This window comes from Deferribacter autotrophicus, assembly GCF_008362905.1.
GTDB lineage: Bacteria > Chrysiogenota > Deferribacteres > Deferribacterales > Deferribacteraceae > Deferribacter > Deferribacter autotrophicus.
On the sequence record NZ_VFJB01000006.1, the window covers coordinates 120,753 to 136,588 of the forward strand.

Below are 15,836 nucleotides of genomic sequence, written 5' to 3' on the forward strand. Positions count from 1 at the left end.
ATGGATATTAATATGATTAAAGATATTTTACCACATAGATACCCTTTTCTTCTGGTGGATCGTGTAAAAGAGATGACAGATAAAAAGATTATAGCATTGAAAAATGTGACTATGAATGAAGAGTTTTTTTTAGGGCATTTTCCTGAAGATCCAGTAATGCCAGGGGTTTTAATAATTGAGGCGCTTGCCCAAGCTGGCGGAATTTTGGCGTTTCAGTTTTATAGTGAAGAAGATAAGAAAAATGCAAAAGTGTATTTTATGGCAATAGATAATGCTAAATTTAGAAAACCTGTCGTTCCTGGGGATCAGCTAATTTTGGAAGTGGAAGTTGTAAAAAGAAAAAGGGATGTTTGGAAACTAAAGGGTGAAGCTAAAGTGGATGGCCACGTTGTGTGTGAGGCAGAATTTATGGCGATGGTGCAAAGATGATTCATAAAACAGCTATAATAGATAAAACTGCTGAAATTGGCCAAAATGTAGAAATTGGGCCAAATGTTTACATTGGTAAAAATTGTATTATTCATGACGGTGTAAAAATCGGAGTAGGAGCGGTTATCGAGGAGAATACTGAGATACTTGAAAATACAGTAATTTCTCCCAATGCTCATTTGGGTGGTCCGCCACAGGATATTTCCTATAGAGGTGAGGATACAAAGCTTAAGATTGGGAAAAATTGTGTAATTAGAGAGTTTACTACCATTCACAGGGCTTCTACAAAGGAAGATTGGATAACTGAAATAGGGGATAATTGTTATATTATGGCAAGTAGTCATATTGCACATGATTGTAAATTTGGTAATAATATTATTCTTACAAGCTATTCAGGTATTGCGGGACATGTGCATGTGGGTGATTTTGCAGTAATTTCAGGACTTGTGGCTGTTCATCAGTTTGTTAGAATTGGTAAACTTGCAATGATTGGTGGTATGAGTAGAATTACCCAGGATGTTCCACCATTTACACTTGTGGAAGGAAATCCTGCTGTGATACATGGTTTAAATGTGGTAGGATTGAGAAGGAGAAATATTCTTCCTGAAGTTAGGAGTGAGTTGAAAAAGCTTCTTAAAGTTTATCTTGATAAATCACTTACCAAGGAAGAAGCGATTAATGAAATGAAATTAATTGCTAATTCCAATGAAGGTATTGAGTTTGTGAGTTTTTTTGAAAGTTCAAAACGTGGTATTATAAGGAGATAAATATGATCAAAATGGGACTTATTGGCCTTGGGCGAATGGGAAAGTACCATCTTAATCTTTATGATGAAATTCCTGAAATTAAATTGATGGGAATATGTGATATAAATGAAGAGGAAGTGAATAAATTATCTAAACAGACTGGAGTGAGAGGCTATACAAACTATGAAGAAATGCTCGATCTTGTGGATGCTGTTACTGTAGCTGTACCTACTAGACTTCATTATGAAGTAGCAAAAAAATGCTTACTTTCAGGAAAACATGTTCTTGTTGAAAAGCCGATTACTACTGATTTAGAAGAAGCGAAAGAGTTATTTAAAATTGCTGAAGAAAAAAATCTTGTACTGAATATTGGGCATGTTGAAAGATTCAATGGTGCTGTAATGGAGTTGAAAAAGATTGTACGTGATCCTTTTTTAATTGAATCGCGTAGAGTGGGGCCTTATGCTGAAAGGATGAAGAATGATAGCATAATTTTAGATCTCATGATTCATGATATTGATATTATTCTAAATATATTAGACGATGAAGTGGTTGATATACAGGCGCAGGGTAGTCGCGTGTATTCAAATCTAACAGATTTGGCGTCGGTAAATTTAAAATTTAAAAAAGGAACAGTAGTAAATATAATTGTAAGTAGAGTTAACCAGAAAAAAGATCGAACCATGAGTATAGCTCAGAAAGATGCGTATATCTATCTTGATTATACAAATCAGGATATAAATATTTATAGACAGGGGCAGAGTCAGCATATTTTTGGTGATAAAGAGTTAACTTACAAAAATGAATATATCCTTGAGAGGATGTTTGTCTATAAGGATAATCCTTTGAAGCTTGAAATAAAGCATTTTATAGATTGTATTGATAACAGAAGTTGCAGAATGGTTTCTGTGGAACATGAATTGAAGTCGCTGGAAATAGCTTTAAAAATCGATGAGATTTTGCATAAAGAGGGAAAGTAGTTCTGTGAAAATTGGTCTGCTAGCTGGTTATGGACAATTACCATTAATTGCTATAAGGAATTTAAAAGCAGAAGGACATTTTGTTGTAACTATAGCATTCAATGAAGAAATTAATACCGATTTATCATTTGTCTCTGATAAAATATATACATTTAGTGTAGGACAAGCTGGAAAGGTTTTAAATACTTTAGAAAAAGAGTCAGTGGAAGCTGTTTTATTTGCTGGGAAGATAAATAAGTCTCTGCTTTATAGCAATTTGAAACTTGATCTGTTCTCTATGAAGGTGTTGATGAGTTTGAAAGATAGAAAAGATGATACGATTATGCTGAAGATTGTAGAGCTATTAGAAGAGCGAGGGATACACGTTTTAAAGCAAACTGATGTTTTTAAAGATTTAATTGTTGAAGAGGGAGTTCTTACAAAGAAGAAACCGTCTAAAAATGAATTGAAAGATATTGAGTTTGGTTTTGAAATGGCAAAAGAGATTGGAAGGCTTGATATTGGACAAACTGTTGTGGTAAAGGATATGGCAGTAATGGCTGTAGAAGCTATTGAGGGTACTGATGAAGCAATAAAAAGGGGCTGTATGTATGCAAAGAAAGATGGGGTAGTGGTAAAGGTTGCAAAGCCTTCGCAAGATTTAAGGTTTGATGTTCCAACGGTGGGGGTTGACACTTTAAAGAATATGAAGGATAATGGCGGGAAAATATTAGCCCTTGAAGCTGGTAAGACATTTATAGTGGATAAAGAGAAGTGTGTAGAGTTTGCCAATCAAAACAAGATGGTTATCTTGGGTGTTTCGTGAGGTAAAAATGAAAGCTGAACATATTAATCCTTTTATAGAGTCAACTTTAGCTGTTTTTGAGACAATGTTAGGGCTAAGACCTAAAAAAGAAGAGTTGTTTATTAAAAAGGATGATGAACCATCATTTGATATTTCTGGAATAATAGGCTTAACTGGTCAAGCAGTAGGTTCTGTCGTAATCAGTTTTCCAGAGTCGTTGGCTTTGAAGGTTGTATCAAAATTTATTGGTGAGGATAAAAAAAGTGTTGATGACGAAGTGGTAGATGCTGTTGGTGAGCTTATTAATATGATAGCAGGTGGTGCAAAGAAGATCTTTACGGATAAAGGGTTAAAGTTTAAAATTTCTATTCCAAATGTTGTGACTGGTAAAGGACATAAAATAAAAAGACCTAGTAATGTTCCATGTTTGGGAGTAAAATTCAAAATTGATAATGAAGTCTTTGTTATAGAGGTATCTTTAAAAGAAAATCAATAATATGGGTACATTTATAATTTTTATAATAGGTACAATTTTCGGCAGTTTTTATAACGTGATAATATGCAGACTTCCTTATGGGGAGTCTATAGTTACGCCATCTTCTAAATGTCCCCAATGTAATACAAAAATTAAATGGTATGATAATATTCCGATTATAAGTTATTTGATTTTAAAGGGGAAATGTAGAAATTGTAACGCTTCAATTTCCGTCCAATACCCGTTAATTGAGCTTACTACAGGTTTATTTACATTTTTTTTATATAAAATGTATGGTTTTGATATAAACTTTTTCAAATATTTTGTACTACTATCCATACTTCTTTGTGCAGGAGTGATAGACTTTAAAACAGCTTTGGATGATAACTTTGAAACTGGGATTATCCCTAATGAGCTTTCTTTGGGTGGTTTTTTGCCGGGATTTATATTTGCATTGATTGAGAAGAGAATAATTGTTTCACTTGTTGGTGCTGCTGTGGGATTTTTATTACTCTTTTTACCAGGATTTATTTATAAGCTTTTGACTGGTAAGGAAGGGATGGGTGGTGGAGATATAAAGCTTTTTGCAATGATTGGCAGTTTCTTAGGATTTAAACCATTGTTTTTTATACTTTTTGCTAGTTCTCTTTTGGGAGCAGTTGTTGGTGTTATTTTTATTGCCATTTCGAAAAATAAGGACTATCCTATTCCTTTTGGTCCTTTTATAGGTTTAGCTACATTTATATACATTTTTTTTGGGAATACACTAATAAATGCTTATTTAAAAATTTTAACAGCATAAGGAGGATAGGTTGTTACCTGTAGAAGAACAATTAAAATTAATACGTAGAGGTACAGAGGAAATAATTGTTGAAGATGAGTTGAAAAAGAAACTTGAAAGAGCTGTTAAAGAAAATAGACCCTTGAGGGTTAAGGCGGGTTTTGATCCAACTGCTCCAGACCTTCATCTTGGACATACAGTGTTAATCCAAAAATTAAAGCATTTTCAAGATCTTGGTCATCGAGTAATATTTTTAATTGGCGATTTTACAGGTATGATTGGTGATCCTACAGGTAAATCTGAAACAAGAAAAGCGCTTACAAGGGAAGAGGTACTTAAAAACGCTGAAACTTATAAAGAGCAGGTATTTAAGATTCTTGATCCTGATAAAACAGAAATTGCATTTAACAGCAGTTGGATGGATAAAATGACATCCTATGATATGATTAAGCTGGCTTCAAAATATACTGTGGCAAGAATGCTTGAGAGAGATGATTTCTCGAAACGCTATGCAGCAAATAAACCTATCAGTATTCATGAATTTTTATACCCTCTTGTTCAAGGTTATGATTCTGTTGCTTTAAAAGCAGATGTTGAGCTTGGTGGAACAGATCAAAAATTCAATTTATTGGTAGGTAGAGAATTGCAAAGGGATTATGGGCAGGAACCTCAAATTGCAATTACTATGCCTATTCTTGAAGGGCTTGATGGGGTTCAGAAAATGAGTAAATCCCTTGGAAATTATGTTGGAATTACTGAAGATCCTTTTACCATGTTTAGTAAAATTATGTCCATTTCGGATGAGTTGATGTTTAGATATTATCTATTGCTGTCTGATAAAAGTGAAGATGATATTGAAAAAATGAAAATTGATATAAAAAATGGAATTCTTCATCCTATGGAAGCAAAAAAGCAGTTAGCCGCAGAAATTGTAACAAGGTTTCATAGTGCTGAAGATGCAAAAAATGCCAGGGAAAAGTTTGAAGCATTATTTAGTAAAAAGGAAATCCCTGATGACTTACCAGAATTTACTTTGCAGAAAGGGATGAAATTAATAGATATTATCAAAGAGGTTAAATTTGCTGCTTCAAATAGTGAGATCAGAAGGCTTGCCAGCCAGGGAGCAATTTATATAGATGGGGCAAGAGTGGAAGATATATACAAAGAGATAAAAGAAGATGAATTTATATTGAAGGTTGGCAAAAAGAAATTTGCCAGGATTAAAATGAGTTGAGGAGGCGCCTGTGGTAATGGTGAAACCGTTTAAAGGGGTAAGGTATAATCTGGAAAAAACACTTTTGAAACAGGTATTAGCTCCACCATATGATGTAATAAGTGAGGAACAGAAAGAGATATTAAAGCTGAAATCTCCATACAATGTGGTAAGGTTAATTTTACCTGATGGTGAAAATAAATATGAAGAGGCTGCTAGACTTTATAATGAGTGGAAAAAAGAGGGGATTTTAATAAAAGACAGTGAACCATCTTTTTACCTTTATGAACAGGAATATGAGTATGAAGGTAAAAAATATGTCAGGACAGGATTTATCGGGCTAATGAAACTCGAAGAATATGGCAAAGGGAATGTATTCCCACATGAGAAAACCTTGGCCGGACCAAAGATGGATAGATTTAATCTGATGAAAGCTGCAAAGGCGAATTTCAGTCAGATTTTCGGATTGTATATTGATAAATCAAACAAACTTGAAAAATTGTTTTCTGCAGTAAAAAAAGATATGCCTGCTGCTTCAGCAGTGAATGATGAAGGGGTAAAAAACAGTTTATGGTTAATAAACGATGATGAATTGAAGGAAGAAATTAGTCATTTTATGAGAGATAAAAAGATATATATTGCTGACGGGCATCACAGGTATGAAACAGCACTAAGATACAGAGATTACATGAGAGAAATAAACAATGATTCTGAGGATGAGATAAAACCATACGATTTTGTTATGATGATGTTTGTAAACTTTTATGATGAGGGGCTTAAAGTATTTCCAACTCATCGAGTGGTAGAGTACAGTAACAATTTTGATGATTTGATGGATAAAATCCAAAAAATGTATGATATTAAAAAAGTAGGTAATTTTGAGGAAGGTGAGAAATTATTAACTGATTCTGAAATTCCATCATTTTTAATGTATAGAAAGGGTGAATTTTTTATTATAAGAATCAGGGATGAAGAATATGAGAAACTTCATCCAATTTACAGAAAAGTGGATACATACGTATTGCAAGAGACCATTTTAAAAGGTGTAATTGGATTTACCGATGAAAAATTGCTAAAGAAAGAAGGAATTTATTTTGTTCAGAATATGGAGCAGATTGAAAAAATTGAAAAGGAAAAAGATATAGTTGCTTTTATTATTAAAGGGGTTGATATTGAAATTATAAGAGAAATTGCTGAAAATGGCCTTGTAATGCCACAAAAATCCACATATTTCTATCCAAAATTAGATTCAGGATTAGTTTTTAACGATTTAGCTTAATATAAATCTAATAAGTAGTTTAATTTTAATGGAGGAAATTATATGAGAATTGCGGTTGTAGGTACGGGATATGTTGGTCTTGTGACCGGTGCTTGCCTGGCTGAATTTGGTATGTTTGTAACCTGTGTTGATATAGATGAAAAGAAGATTGAGATGTTAAATAGAGGGGAAATACCCATCTATGAACCAGGTCTTGATGTTGTTGTGGAGAAAAACAGCAAAGCAGGGAGATTGAAATTTACCACAGATATCGAAGAGGCTGTAAAAAATAATCTTGTTATTTTTATAGCAGTGGGCACACCTCCTAAAGATGATGGAAGTGCTGATTTGACGTATGTGGAAAATGTGGCTAAAGATATAGCAAAATATATGAATGGGTATAAGGTGATTGTAAATAAGAGTACCGTGCCGGTGGGAACAGGTCAGAAAGTGAAAAAGATTATCAGGGATATCGTGGGGGACAAGTACAAATTTGATGTGGTTAGTAATCCTGAATTTTTGAGAGAAGGTGCTGCTGTAAATGATTTTATGAGACCTGATAGAATAGTAATTGGAGCGGAGAGTGATGAAGCAGTGGCTATAATGAAAGATATTTATAGTGCTCATTATCTTGGAGAAGCGCCATTTGTTGTTACAAACATTGAAACTGCTGAAATGATAAAATATGCATCCAATGCGTTTCTTGCGCTGAAGATTACATTTATCAATGAAGTGGCAAACTTATGTGATCTTGTGGGAGCTGATGTTCATAAAGTAGCAAAGGCAATGGGAATGGATGGGCGTATTAGCCCTAAGTTTTTACATCCTGGTCCTGGTTATGGAGGTTCATGTTTTCCAAAGGATACCCTTGCGTTGTGTAATATAGCTAAAGAGCATGGTTACCAATTTAAAGTGGTAGAGGCAGCAATAGAGGTTAATGAGGAGCAAAAGCTTAGGATGGTAGACAAGATTATGGGGTTGCTTGGGGTTGAAAAGAAAGAAGGTGTCCTTGAAGGTAAGACAATATCTGTACTTGGCTTAGCATTTAAACCAAATACAGATGATATGAGGGAATCTCCTGCCATTATAATAATAAATGAACTGCTTAAATATGGTGCTAAGATAAAGGCTTTTGATCCGATTGCAATGGAGAATGCAAAAAAAATATTTGGAGATAAAATAGAGTACTGCAGTGATGAATATGAGACGGTGCAGGATTCCGATTGTTTAACAATTGTTACTGAGTGGAATCAGTTTAGAAAGCTTGATATGGAAAGAATTGGTGGTTTAATGAAAGAAAAAAATTTGGCTGATTTAAGGAATATTTATGAACCAGCCAAGATGAGGAAACTTGGGTTTAATTATACCTGTGTGGGAAGAAGTAAGGTTTAGGAGTTAGCTGTTAATGGAGCAGAAGTTTATAAGAAATTTTTCAATTATTGCTCATATTGATCATGGAAAGTCCACTTTAGCGGATAGATTGATTGAGTATACCGGTGCCTTGGATAAGAGGTTAATGAAAGAACAGGTACTGGATAAGATGGATATTGAAAGGGAGAGAGGGATAACAATCAAGGCCCAAACAGTAAGGCTTTATTATGATGCAGATGATGGTAATAGATATCAGTTAAACTTGATTGATACCCCAGGCCATGTGGATTTTACATATGAAGTTTCAAGAAGTCTTGCAGCTTGTGAAGGGGCTTTGCTTGTGGTTGATGCTTCTCAAGGGGTAGAAGCTCAGACCATAGCAAATGTTTATTTAGCTCTTGATAATGATTTAGAATTAATTCCTGTTTTAAATAAAATAGATTTACCTGGAGCTGATCCTGAAAAGGTTAAAAAAGAGATTGAGGATGTGATAGGGATTGATGCAAGTGAAGCGATACTTGCAAGTGCAAAGGAAGGGATTGGGACAAAGGAGATTCTGGAAGCAGTTGTCAGAAAAATACCACCACCTTCAGGAAGTATTGATGAGCCTTTAAAAGCAATGGTTTTTGATTCCTGGTATGATTCTTATCAGGGTGTTGTTACCCTGATTAGGGTAATTGATGGAAAGGTTAAAAAAGGGGATAAAATTATATTTATGTCCTCAGGTAAAGAATATGAAGTAACAAGAGTGGGGGTATTTACACCTCTTGCTAAAGATGTGGATGAATTATCTGCAGGAGAAGTTGGATTTATTATTGCAGGAATTAAAGAATTGAAGGATGTGAGTATAGGTGATACAATTACTCATCCTGATAATCCAACAAAGCAACCATTCCCTGGTTTTAAAAAAGTAAAGCCTGTAGTTTTCTGTGGTATCTATCCTGTTGATACTAAAGATTACGATGATTTAAGAGATGCTCTGGAAAAGTTGTCACTAAATGATAGCTCCATTACTTTTGAGCCAGAAAATTCTGCTGCTCTTGGGTTTGGATTTAGATGTGGATTTCTTGGGCTTCTACACATGGAAATTGTGCAGGAGAGGTTGGAAAGAGAATTCGATTTGAATTTGATATCTACTGCACCTACTGTTGTGTATAGGGTTAAAAAGAGAAATGGAGATGTTTTAGAAATTGATAATCCTGCAGATTTACCACCTGTGGGTGATATAGAGGCTATTGAAGAGCCTTATATCCTTGCCACAATAATTGTTCCCTCTGAATATCTTGGGGGTGTTTTACAGCTTTTACAGGAAAAAAGAGGGATTCAAAAGAATTTTAACTACATATCTGAACAAAGGGTAATTTTAGAGTATGAAATTCCTTTGTCAGAAGTGGTAATAGATTTTTACGATAGACTTAAGTCAAGAACGAAAGGGTATGCATCCTTTGATTATGAATTTTCTGGATATAAAGCAAGCGATCTGGTAAAACTTGATATTTTGATAAATAAAGAACCTGTGGATGCTTTGAGTATAATTGTTCATCGTGATCATGCTTACTATAAAGGGAGAGATCTTGTTGATAAATTGAAGGAGCTGATTCCAAGGCAGATGTTTGATGTAGCTATTCAGGCAGCCATTGGGAATAAAATTATTGCAAGGAGCACAGTAAAAGCTTATAGAAAAAATGTGACTGCGAAATGTTATGGTGGTGATATTACAAGGAAAAAGAAACTTTTAGAAAGACAGAAAGAAGGTAAAAAGCGTATGAAACAAATAGGTAAAGTAGATGTGCCTCAAGAGGCTTTTTTAGCTGTGTTAAAGCTTGGTGAGGATTGATATGAGTAATGAGGTAAAGAAAAATAAATTTAAAGATACTATCGATTCGTTAGTTGTTGCTTTTGTAATTGCAATGATAATAAGGGCTTTTGTGGTTCAGGCTTATAAAATACCATCAGGTTCTATGTTGAATACCCTCTTAATAGGAGATCATATTTTAGTTAATAAGCTTGCCTATACATTTTCAAAACCTAAACGAGGAGATATCGTTGTTTTTGAGTGGCCAGTAGAACCTTCAAAAGATTTTATAAAGCGTGTTATTGGGGTTCCTGGTGATAAGATACAGATAATTAATAAAGAGCTTTATGTAAATGATAAAAAGGTGAAGGAACCTTATGTTATTCATACATCAGGCTTTACGCTTCCAGGAAATTTTACTCCAAGGGATAATACTCCTGCTTTTGTGGTTCCTGAAGGGTTTTACTTTGTAATGGGGGACAACAGAGATTCAAGTTATGATAGCAGATACTGGGGTTTTGTCGCAGAAGATAAAATTAAAGGGAAGGCATGGATTATTTATTGGTCGTGGAAGTTTTCGGGTGGTTTTGAATTAAGATTGAATAGGATATTGAAAACAATACATTAATTATGATAGAATATTAATAGTTATTATTTTTATAAATTGAGAGGCTATGATTAGGTTTATAATTAAAACTGCTTTCGTTGTTATTTTGATTTATGTTGGGGTATCACTGGCAATACCCTGGGTTAAATACTATATTTATAAAAATGCTTTTAATAATATTATTTATAGTGAAAAAAGATTTCCTGATTTTGATGTGAAAAAGAATTTACTGGAAGAAGCTAAAGATTTGAAAATACCTATTACAGCAAAAGATATAAAGATAAATGTTATTAATTTTAAGAAAATTTATACGGTGGAATATGTGGAGAAGGTGTCTTTTCCTTATGTTAAAAAAACTGTTACTTTCAAATTTATTTTAAAAGGTGAAAAAGATATTGAGGGTGAAAATGGGTGAGATTAAGTACAAAAGAATTTTGTTAAAATTGAGTGGCGAAGCTTTAATGGGAAAACAAAATTTTGGAATTGATGGTGATGTGGTTAAATTTATTGCTTCAGAGGTGAAGGAAGCCTATGAGATGGGAGTTCAGATTGGAATAGTTGTTGGCGGTGGGAATATTTTTAGAGGTGTTTCAGAATCTGCTAAAGGGATGGATAGGGTTTCTGCTGATTATATGGGGATGCTTGCCACTGTGATTAATTCTCTTGCTTTGCAAAATGCCCTTGAAAATCTTGGGGTCCCCACCAGAGTTCAAACAGCCATTGAGATGAGACAAGTTGCTGAACCTTTTATCAGAAGGAGAGCCATAAGACATCTTGAAAAGGGAAGAGTAGTAATCTTTGGGGCAGGTACTGGTAATCCGTATTTCACTACAGATACTGCTGCGACTTTGAGAGCTTCTGAAATAAATGCGGATGTAGTATTGAAAGCCACCAAGGTGGATGGCGTTTATGATGCAGATCCTGTAAAATATAAAGATGCTGTTAAATTTGATGCTATTACATATCTTGAAGTGCTTAATAAAGGTCTTAAGGTAATGGATTCTACTGCTATCAGTATGTGTATGGATAATGAAATTCCGATAATTGTTTTTGATTTATTTGGTAAAGGAAATTTGAAAAATATACTACTTGGTAAAAAAATAGGAACATTAGTGGAGGGAAAGCATGATTAATGAGGTTTTTAATGAAGTAAAAGAGAAAATGGAGAAAACTATTTCATTTTACAAAGAGGAATTAAAAGGAGTTAGGACAGGTAGAGCATCAGCTGCTCTTTTTGAAAATATCAAAGTGGATTATTACGGTACACCTACACCAATACCTCAGGTGGCTACCATTCAGGTGCCTGATCCACGTCTGATTACTATTCAACCATGGGAGCCAAATATGGTTCCTGTAATAGAAAAAGCTATTATGAACAGTGGCCTTGGTTTAAACCCTTCCAATGATGGAAAGATGATTAGGGTGCCTATTCCAGCTTTGACAGAAGAGAGGAGAAAAGATCTTGTAAAACTCGTAAATAAAATGGCAGAAGAAGCAAGAGTGGCCATAAGAAATGAGAGAAGAGCTGGTAATGATAAAATTAAAAAGCTTGAAAAAGATAAAGAGATCTCAGAAGATGAAGCAAGAAAAGCTTTAGATAAAATTCAGGAGCTTACAAACGAATATATTAAGAAGGTTGATGAAATAACTGCAAAAAAAGAAAAAGAGATTATGGAACTGTAGTGGAACAAAGGAATATACCTGCCCATGTTGCCATCATTATGGATGGTAACGGAAGATGGGCTAAAAAAAGGGGGCTGCCCCGTATTTTTGGTCATAGAGCTGGTGTGCAGGCTGTTGAAAAAATTGTTAGCCATGCATCAAATCTTGGTGTAAAATATTTGTCTCTTTTTGCCTTTTCCACAGAGAATTGGCTAAGACCAGAAGATGAAGTAAGTGGGTTAATGACATTGTTGAGTGAATTTGTGGATAAAAAGTTTTCTGATATTATTGAAAAAAATATAAAATTTATTGTATCTGGTAGGCTAATGGAGCTACCGGATGAGCCAAGAAGCAAGGTTTTAAAACTTATTGAGACATCAAAAAATAATACTGGGATGGTATTAAATCTTGCATTAAATTATGGTGGTCGAAAAGAAATTGTTGATGCTATTAATAAAATATTGGATAGTGGTATCAAGGAGATTGATGAAAAGATTTTTTCAGACTTTTTATATTCTCCTGAAGTGCCAGATATTGATCTTCTTATTAGGACAAGTGGAGAAATGAGAATAAGTAATTTTATGCTTTGGCGCCTTGCTTATGCTGAACTTTATTTTACGAAAACGTTATGGCCTGATTTTGATGAGAAAGAGTTTGATAAGGCAATTCTTGATTACCAAAAAAGAGATAGACGTTTTGGTATGACAGATGAACAGATAAAGAGGGGGAAGATTTGAGCGAAAAACAAAAGAGGGTGTTAACGGCTCTTGTAATAATCCCATTTTTAGTATTTGGAGTGATTTATCTTAATGACTTTTATTTCTTTTTGCTACTCGAAGTGGTTATACTTATTGCTACATATGAGTTTTCGATGTTGATTGACAAAAGTGAGTTTAAATTTCTGAAGGTGCCTACCTTTGTAGGAGCGTTTATTATCCCTTTTGCTTTTTATTTAAATGATATGAATATATTTTTATTTGCTGTTTTTATAGTTTGCTTTTTCACTCTTGTGTTGAAGCTACTTGGTTCAAAACCGCTTGATGATACATATAAAACCACTTCTATCACACTTCTATCAATTTTCTATGTGCCATTTATGTTTTCTCATCTTCAGCTTTTAAGGCATGAAGGGTATCATTTTGTCTTTTATCTATTTTTTATAATCTGGATGAGTGATAGTTTTGCTTATTTCTTTGGTATAAAATATGGCAAAAACAGACTTTATGAGCTTATCAGTCCTAAAAAAAGTATTGAAGGGCTTATTGCTGGCTATATTGGAGGTATCATTGCTGCATTAGTTTATGGATTAATTTTTATAAAAATGAATTTTTTTGATATTATTTTTAGCTCAATGATTGTTGTAACTGCTGGAGTTCTTGGCGATCTTGTGGAATCAATGTTTAAAAGAAAATCTGGGGTAAAAGATAGCGGTTCTATTTTTCCTGGACATGGGGGGATGCTTGATAGGATTGATTCCCTTGTTTTTGGTGCTCCTGCACTTTATTACTATATCTACTTTTTCATGAGGTGATATGAGAAAAATAGGGATTATTGGTGCTACTGGTTCCATAGGTAGTCAGGCAATAGATATTATTGAACAGGAGAAAGATGACTTTCAGGTTATTTTTCTAACTGCTCATAATCAGTTAGATAAATTAATAAAAATTGGTAAGAAGGTAAACGCAAAGCATCTTGTTTTGACATCAGAACGGCATCATACGGATAAAGTTTTAACAGGTATTGATGAACTGTTAAAGGTAATAGAGAATGAAGAAATAGATATTATTCTCTCAGCAGCAGTAGGTTTTTCTGGGTTAATTCCAACTTACTGTGCTTTAAAAAAAGGTATTGATATAGCTCTTGCCAATAAAGAATCTATGGTTGCTGCTGGCAGATTGTTAAACGAGACAGCGAAGAAAAATGATGCTAAGATTATTCCTGTTGATAGCGAACATTCTGCAGTTTATCAATGCCTTTTAGGCCATGATACAAGTTATCTTGAAAAAATTATTTTGACTGCTAGTGGTGGACCATTTCGTAATAGGCCTATTGATTCTTTTGAGTTTATAAGTGTAGAGGAGGCGTTGAATCATCCTAACTGGAGTATGGGAAGGAAAATAACTGTTGATTCTGCTACGATGATGAATAAAGGTTTAGAACTTATTGAGGCAAGATTTTTGTTTAATGTTGGGCATGATAAACTTGATGTAGTAATTCATCCTGAAAGTATAATTCATTCTATCGTGGCTTTCTGTGATGGGAGTTATCTTGCCCAAATGGGAGTTCCAGACATGAAAATTCCAATTTCTTATGCCATTAGTTATCCTGAAAGGGTAAAGTTAGATATTCCGAGATTGAACTTTTTTGAACTTAAAAAACTCACTTTTATAAAGCCAGATTTTGAAAGATATCCTTGTTTGAGAATTGCTATGGAAGCGCTGAAAATTGATAAAAATAGCATTTATATAGCTTTAAATGCTGCGAATGAAGTAGCAGTGGATGCGTTTCTTAAAGAAGTGATAAAATTTAATGAAATTCCTATGATAATTGAAAGGACGATAGAAGATTTTCCTGTGGAAGATGTAATGGATATTGAAGAAATAGTAAAGATGGATAAATTAGCAAGAGAAAAGAGTAGAAAATTAATGTCTAATATAATTTAAGAAGGAGTTTTGATGGGGATTATTTCTGCTATACTTGTTTTTGGTGTGTTAGTTTTTATACATGAGTTTGGACATTTTATTTTTGCTAAACTGTTTGGTGTAAAAGTTTTAAGATTTTCCATAGGCTTTGGTCCTGTGATTTTTGCTAAAAAGTGGGGCGAGACAGAATATGCTCTTTCATTAATTCCTTTGGGTGGATATGTGAAAATGTATGGGGAAAATCTGGAAGAAGGCATTGATGAATCAGATAGAGATAGAGCGTTTCTCGAAAAACCTGTTTGGCATAGGTTTTTTATCGTTTTTGCGGGGCCATTGTTTAATTATTTGTTAGCAATCTTTGTTTTCGCGCTACTGTTTGTTGCAGGTGTAAATGAGTTTTTGCCTGTTGTGGGGGAAGTTAAAAAGGATATGCCTGCATATTCGGCTGGGATTAAGACAGGTGATAAAATTCTTGAGATTGATGGTAGACCTATTAAGTATTGGGATGAAATGAGTCAGTATATTAAGGGGAAAGCAGGTGAAAAAATTGTTTTAAAAATAGAGCGAGACGGGAAAATCTTAAATATAGAAGTAGTGCCTAAAAAAACAGTAGTTAAAAATATTTTTGGTGAAGATAAAGAAGTTGGATTGGTAGGAATTGTTCCAAAAGGTGATACAGTTTTAGTTAGATATAATCCGGTAAAAGCAATTATTTTGGGGTTAGAAAAAACAAATGAAATTACAAAATTGACCCTTGTTGGAATTGTTAAAATTATACAAAAAGTGGTGCCTGCAGATAATATTGGTGGACCAATTATGATTTTTCAGATGGCAAAACAGACAGCAGAGACAGGGGTTGCAAGTCTATTGGCATTTATGGCTGTAATAAGTATTAATCTTGCTATTTTAAATCTTTTGCCAATTCCTGTGCTAGATGGTGGACACCTCTTTTTCTATATTATAGAGATAATAAGAGGTAGACCTGTTAGCGTAAGGGTAAGAGAGATAGCACAATATATAGGATTAGCTCTATTGATAGCACTTATGTTTTTTGCTTTTTATAACGATATATCAAGGATTGTTAGCAAATAGA

Annotated in this window: 18 protein-coding genes; all 18 read left to right on the top strand. The window is 33.9% G+C overall.

Annotation, left to right across the window (positions count from 1 at the left end; translation table 11 throughout):
• Genes fabZ through rseP form a run of 18 tightly spaced genes read left to right on the top strand, consistent with a single transcriptional unit; the run spans position 1 to position 15,835 of the window.
• Positions 1-429, top strand: coding sequence for a 3-hydroxyacyl-ACP dehydratase FabZ (gene fabZ, locus FHQ18_RS08325; protein ID WP_149266707.1), 429 nt, complete (start codon positions 1-3; stop codon positions 427-429).
• Entirely contained in the window at positions 426-1,196 is a 771-nt protein-coding gene (lpxA, locus tag FHQ18_RS08330) for an acyl-ACP--UDP-N-acetylglucosamine O-acyltransferase (protein WP_149266708.1), read from the top strand. The genes fabZ and lpxA overlap by 4 nt, the downstream gene beginning before the upstream one ends.
• Positions 1,197-1,198: 2 nt before the next feature.
• Positions 1,199-2,155, top strand: coding sequence for a Gfo/Idh/MocA family protein (locus FHQ18_RS08335; RefSeq protein WP_149266709.1), 957 nt, complete (start codon positions 1,199-1,201; stop codon positions 2,153-2,155).
• 4 nt (positions 2,156-2,159) lie between these two features.
• Positions 2,160-2,960 (top strand): LpxI family protein, encoded by an 801-nt coding sequence (locus FHQ18_RS08340; RefSeq protein WP_149266710.1) that lies wholly within the window; start codon positions 2,160-2,162, stop codon positions 2,958-2,960.
• A 7-nt stretch (positions 2,961-2,967) separates the two neighbouring features.
• The gene (locus FHQ18_RS08345) at positions 2,968-3,435 is read left to right on the top strand and encodes a chemotaxis protein CheX (RefSeq protein ID WP_149266711.1); all 468 of its coding nucleotides are present in this window, start codon (positions 2,968-2,970) and stop codon (positions 3,433-3,435) included.
• A gap of 1 nt (position 3,436) precedes the next feature.
• Positions 3,437-4,216 (top strand): prepilin peptidase, encoded by a 780-nt coding sequence (locus tag FHQ18_RS08350; RefSeq protein ID WP_149266712.1) that lies wholly within the window; start codon positions 3,437-3,439, stop codon positions 4,214-4,216.
• Between the two features lie 10 nt (positions 4,217-4,226).
• Positions 4,227-5,429 carry a tyrosine--tRNA ligase gene (gene tyrS / locus FHQ18_RS08355; RefSeq protein ID WP_149266713.1) on the top strand — a complete coding sequence of 401 codons (1,203 nt, stop codon included), beginning with the start codon at positions 4,227-4,229 and terminating at the stop codon, positions 5,427-5,429.
• Between the two features lie 16 nt (positions 5,430-5,445).
• The gene (locus tag FHQ18_RS08360) at positions 5,446-6,687 is read left to right on the top strand and encodes a DUF1015 domain-containing protein (RefSeq protein ID WP_246798726.1); all 1,242 of its coding nucleotides are present in this window, start codon (positions 5,446-5,448) and stop codon (positions 6,685-6,687) included.
• 42 nt (positions 6,688-6,729) lie between these two features.
• Positions 6,730-8,058 carry a UDP-glucose dehydrogenase family protein gene (locus FHQ18_RS08365; protein ID WP_149266715.1) on the top strand — a complete coding sequence of 443 codons (1,329 nt, stop codon included), beginning with the start codon at positions 6,730-6,732 and terminating at the stop codon, positions 8,056-8,058.
• Between the two features lie 13 nt (positions 8,059-8,071).
• Entirely contained in the window at positions 8,072-9,874 is a 1,803-nt protein-coding gene (gene lepA / locus FHQ18_RS08370; RefSeq protein ID WP_149266716.1) for a translation elongation factor 4, read from the top strand.
• A 1-nt stretch (position 9,875) separates the two neighbouring features.
• Positions 9,876-10,460, top strand: coding sequence for a signal peptidase I (lepB, locus tag FHQ18_RS08375; RefSeq protein ID WP_149266717.1), 585 nt, complete (start codon positions 9,876-9,878; stop codon positions 10,458-10,460).
• Positions 10,461-10,506: 46 nt separating this feature from the next.
• Positions 10,507-10,854 (top strand): hypothetical protein, encoded by a 348-nt coding sequence (locus FHQ18_RS08380; RefSeq protein ID WP_149266718.1) that lies wholly within the window; start codon positions 10,507-10,509, stop codon positions 10,852-10,854.
• Positions 10,847-11,572, top strand: coding sequence for a UMP kinase (gene pyrH / locus FHQ18_RS08385; protein ID WP_149266719.1), 726 nt, complete (start codon positions 10,847-10,849; stop codon positions 11,570-11,572). Before FHQ18_RS08380 ends, pyrH begins: the two co-directional genes overlap by 8 nt.
• A complete protein-coding gene (frr, locus tag FHQ18_RS08390; RefSeq protein WP_149266720.1) occupies positions 11,565-12,122 on the top strand; it encodes a ribosome recycling factor in 558 nt (185 codons plus the stop codon). Before pyrH ends, frr begins: the two co-directional genes overlap by 8 nt.
• Positions 12,122-12,838: an undecaprenyl pyrophosphate synthase gene (locus tag FHQ18_RS08395; protein WP_149266721.1), complete on the top strand. Its 717-nt coding sequence runs from the start codon at positions 12,122-12,124 to the stop codon at positions 12,836-12,838. The genes frr and FHQ18_RS08395 overlap by 1 nt, the downstream gene beginning before the upstream one ends.
• The gene (locus tag FHQ18_RS08400; RefSeq protein WP_149266722.1) at positions 12,835-13,632 is read left to right on the top strand and encodes a phosphatidate cytidylyltransferase; all 798 of its coding nucleotides are present in this window, start codon (positions 12,835-12,837) and stop codon (positions 13,630-13,632) included. The genes FHQ18_RS08395 and FHQ18_RS08400 overlap by 4 nt, the downstream gene beginning before the upstream one ends.
• A gap of 1 nt (position 13,633) precedes the next feature.
• Positions 13,634-14,764 carry a 1-deoxy-D-xylulose-5-phosphate reductoisomerase gene (dxr, locus tag FHQ18_RS08405; protein ID WP_149266723.1) on the top strand — a complete coding sequence of 377 codons (1,131 nt, stop codon included), beginning with the start codon at positions 13,634-13,636 and terminating at the stop codon, positions 14,762-14,764.
• A gap of 12 nt (positions 14,765-14,776) precedes the next feature.
• The gene (gene rseP / locus FHQ18_RS08410; protein WP_149266724.1) at positions 14,777-15,835 is read left to right on the top strand and encodes an RIP metalloprotease RseP; all 1,059 of its coding nucleotides are present in this window, start codon (positions 14,777-14,779) and stop codon (positions 15,833-15,835) included.
• Position 15,836 lies beyond the last annotated feature (1 nt).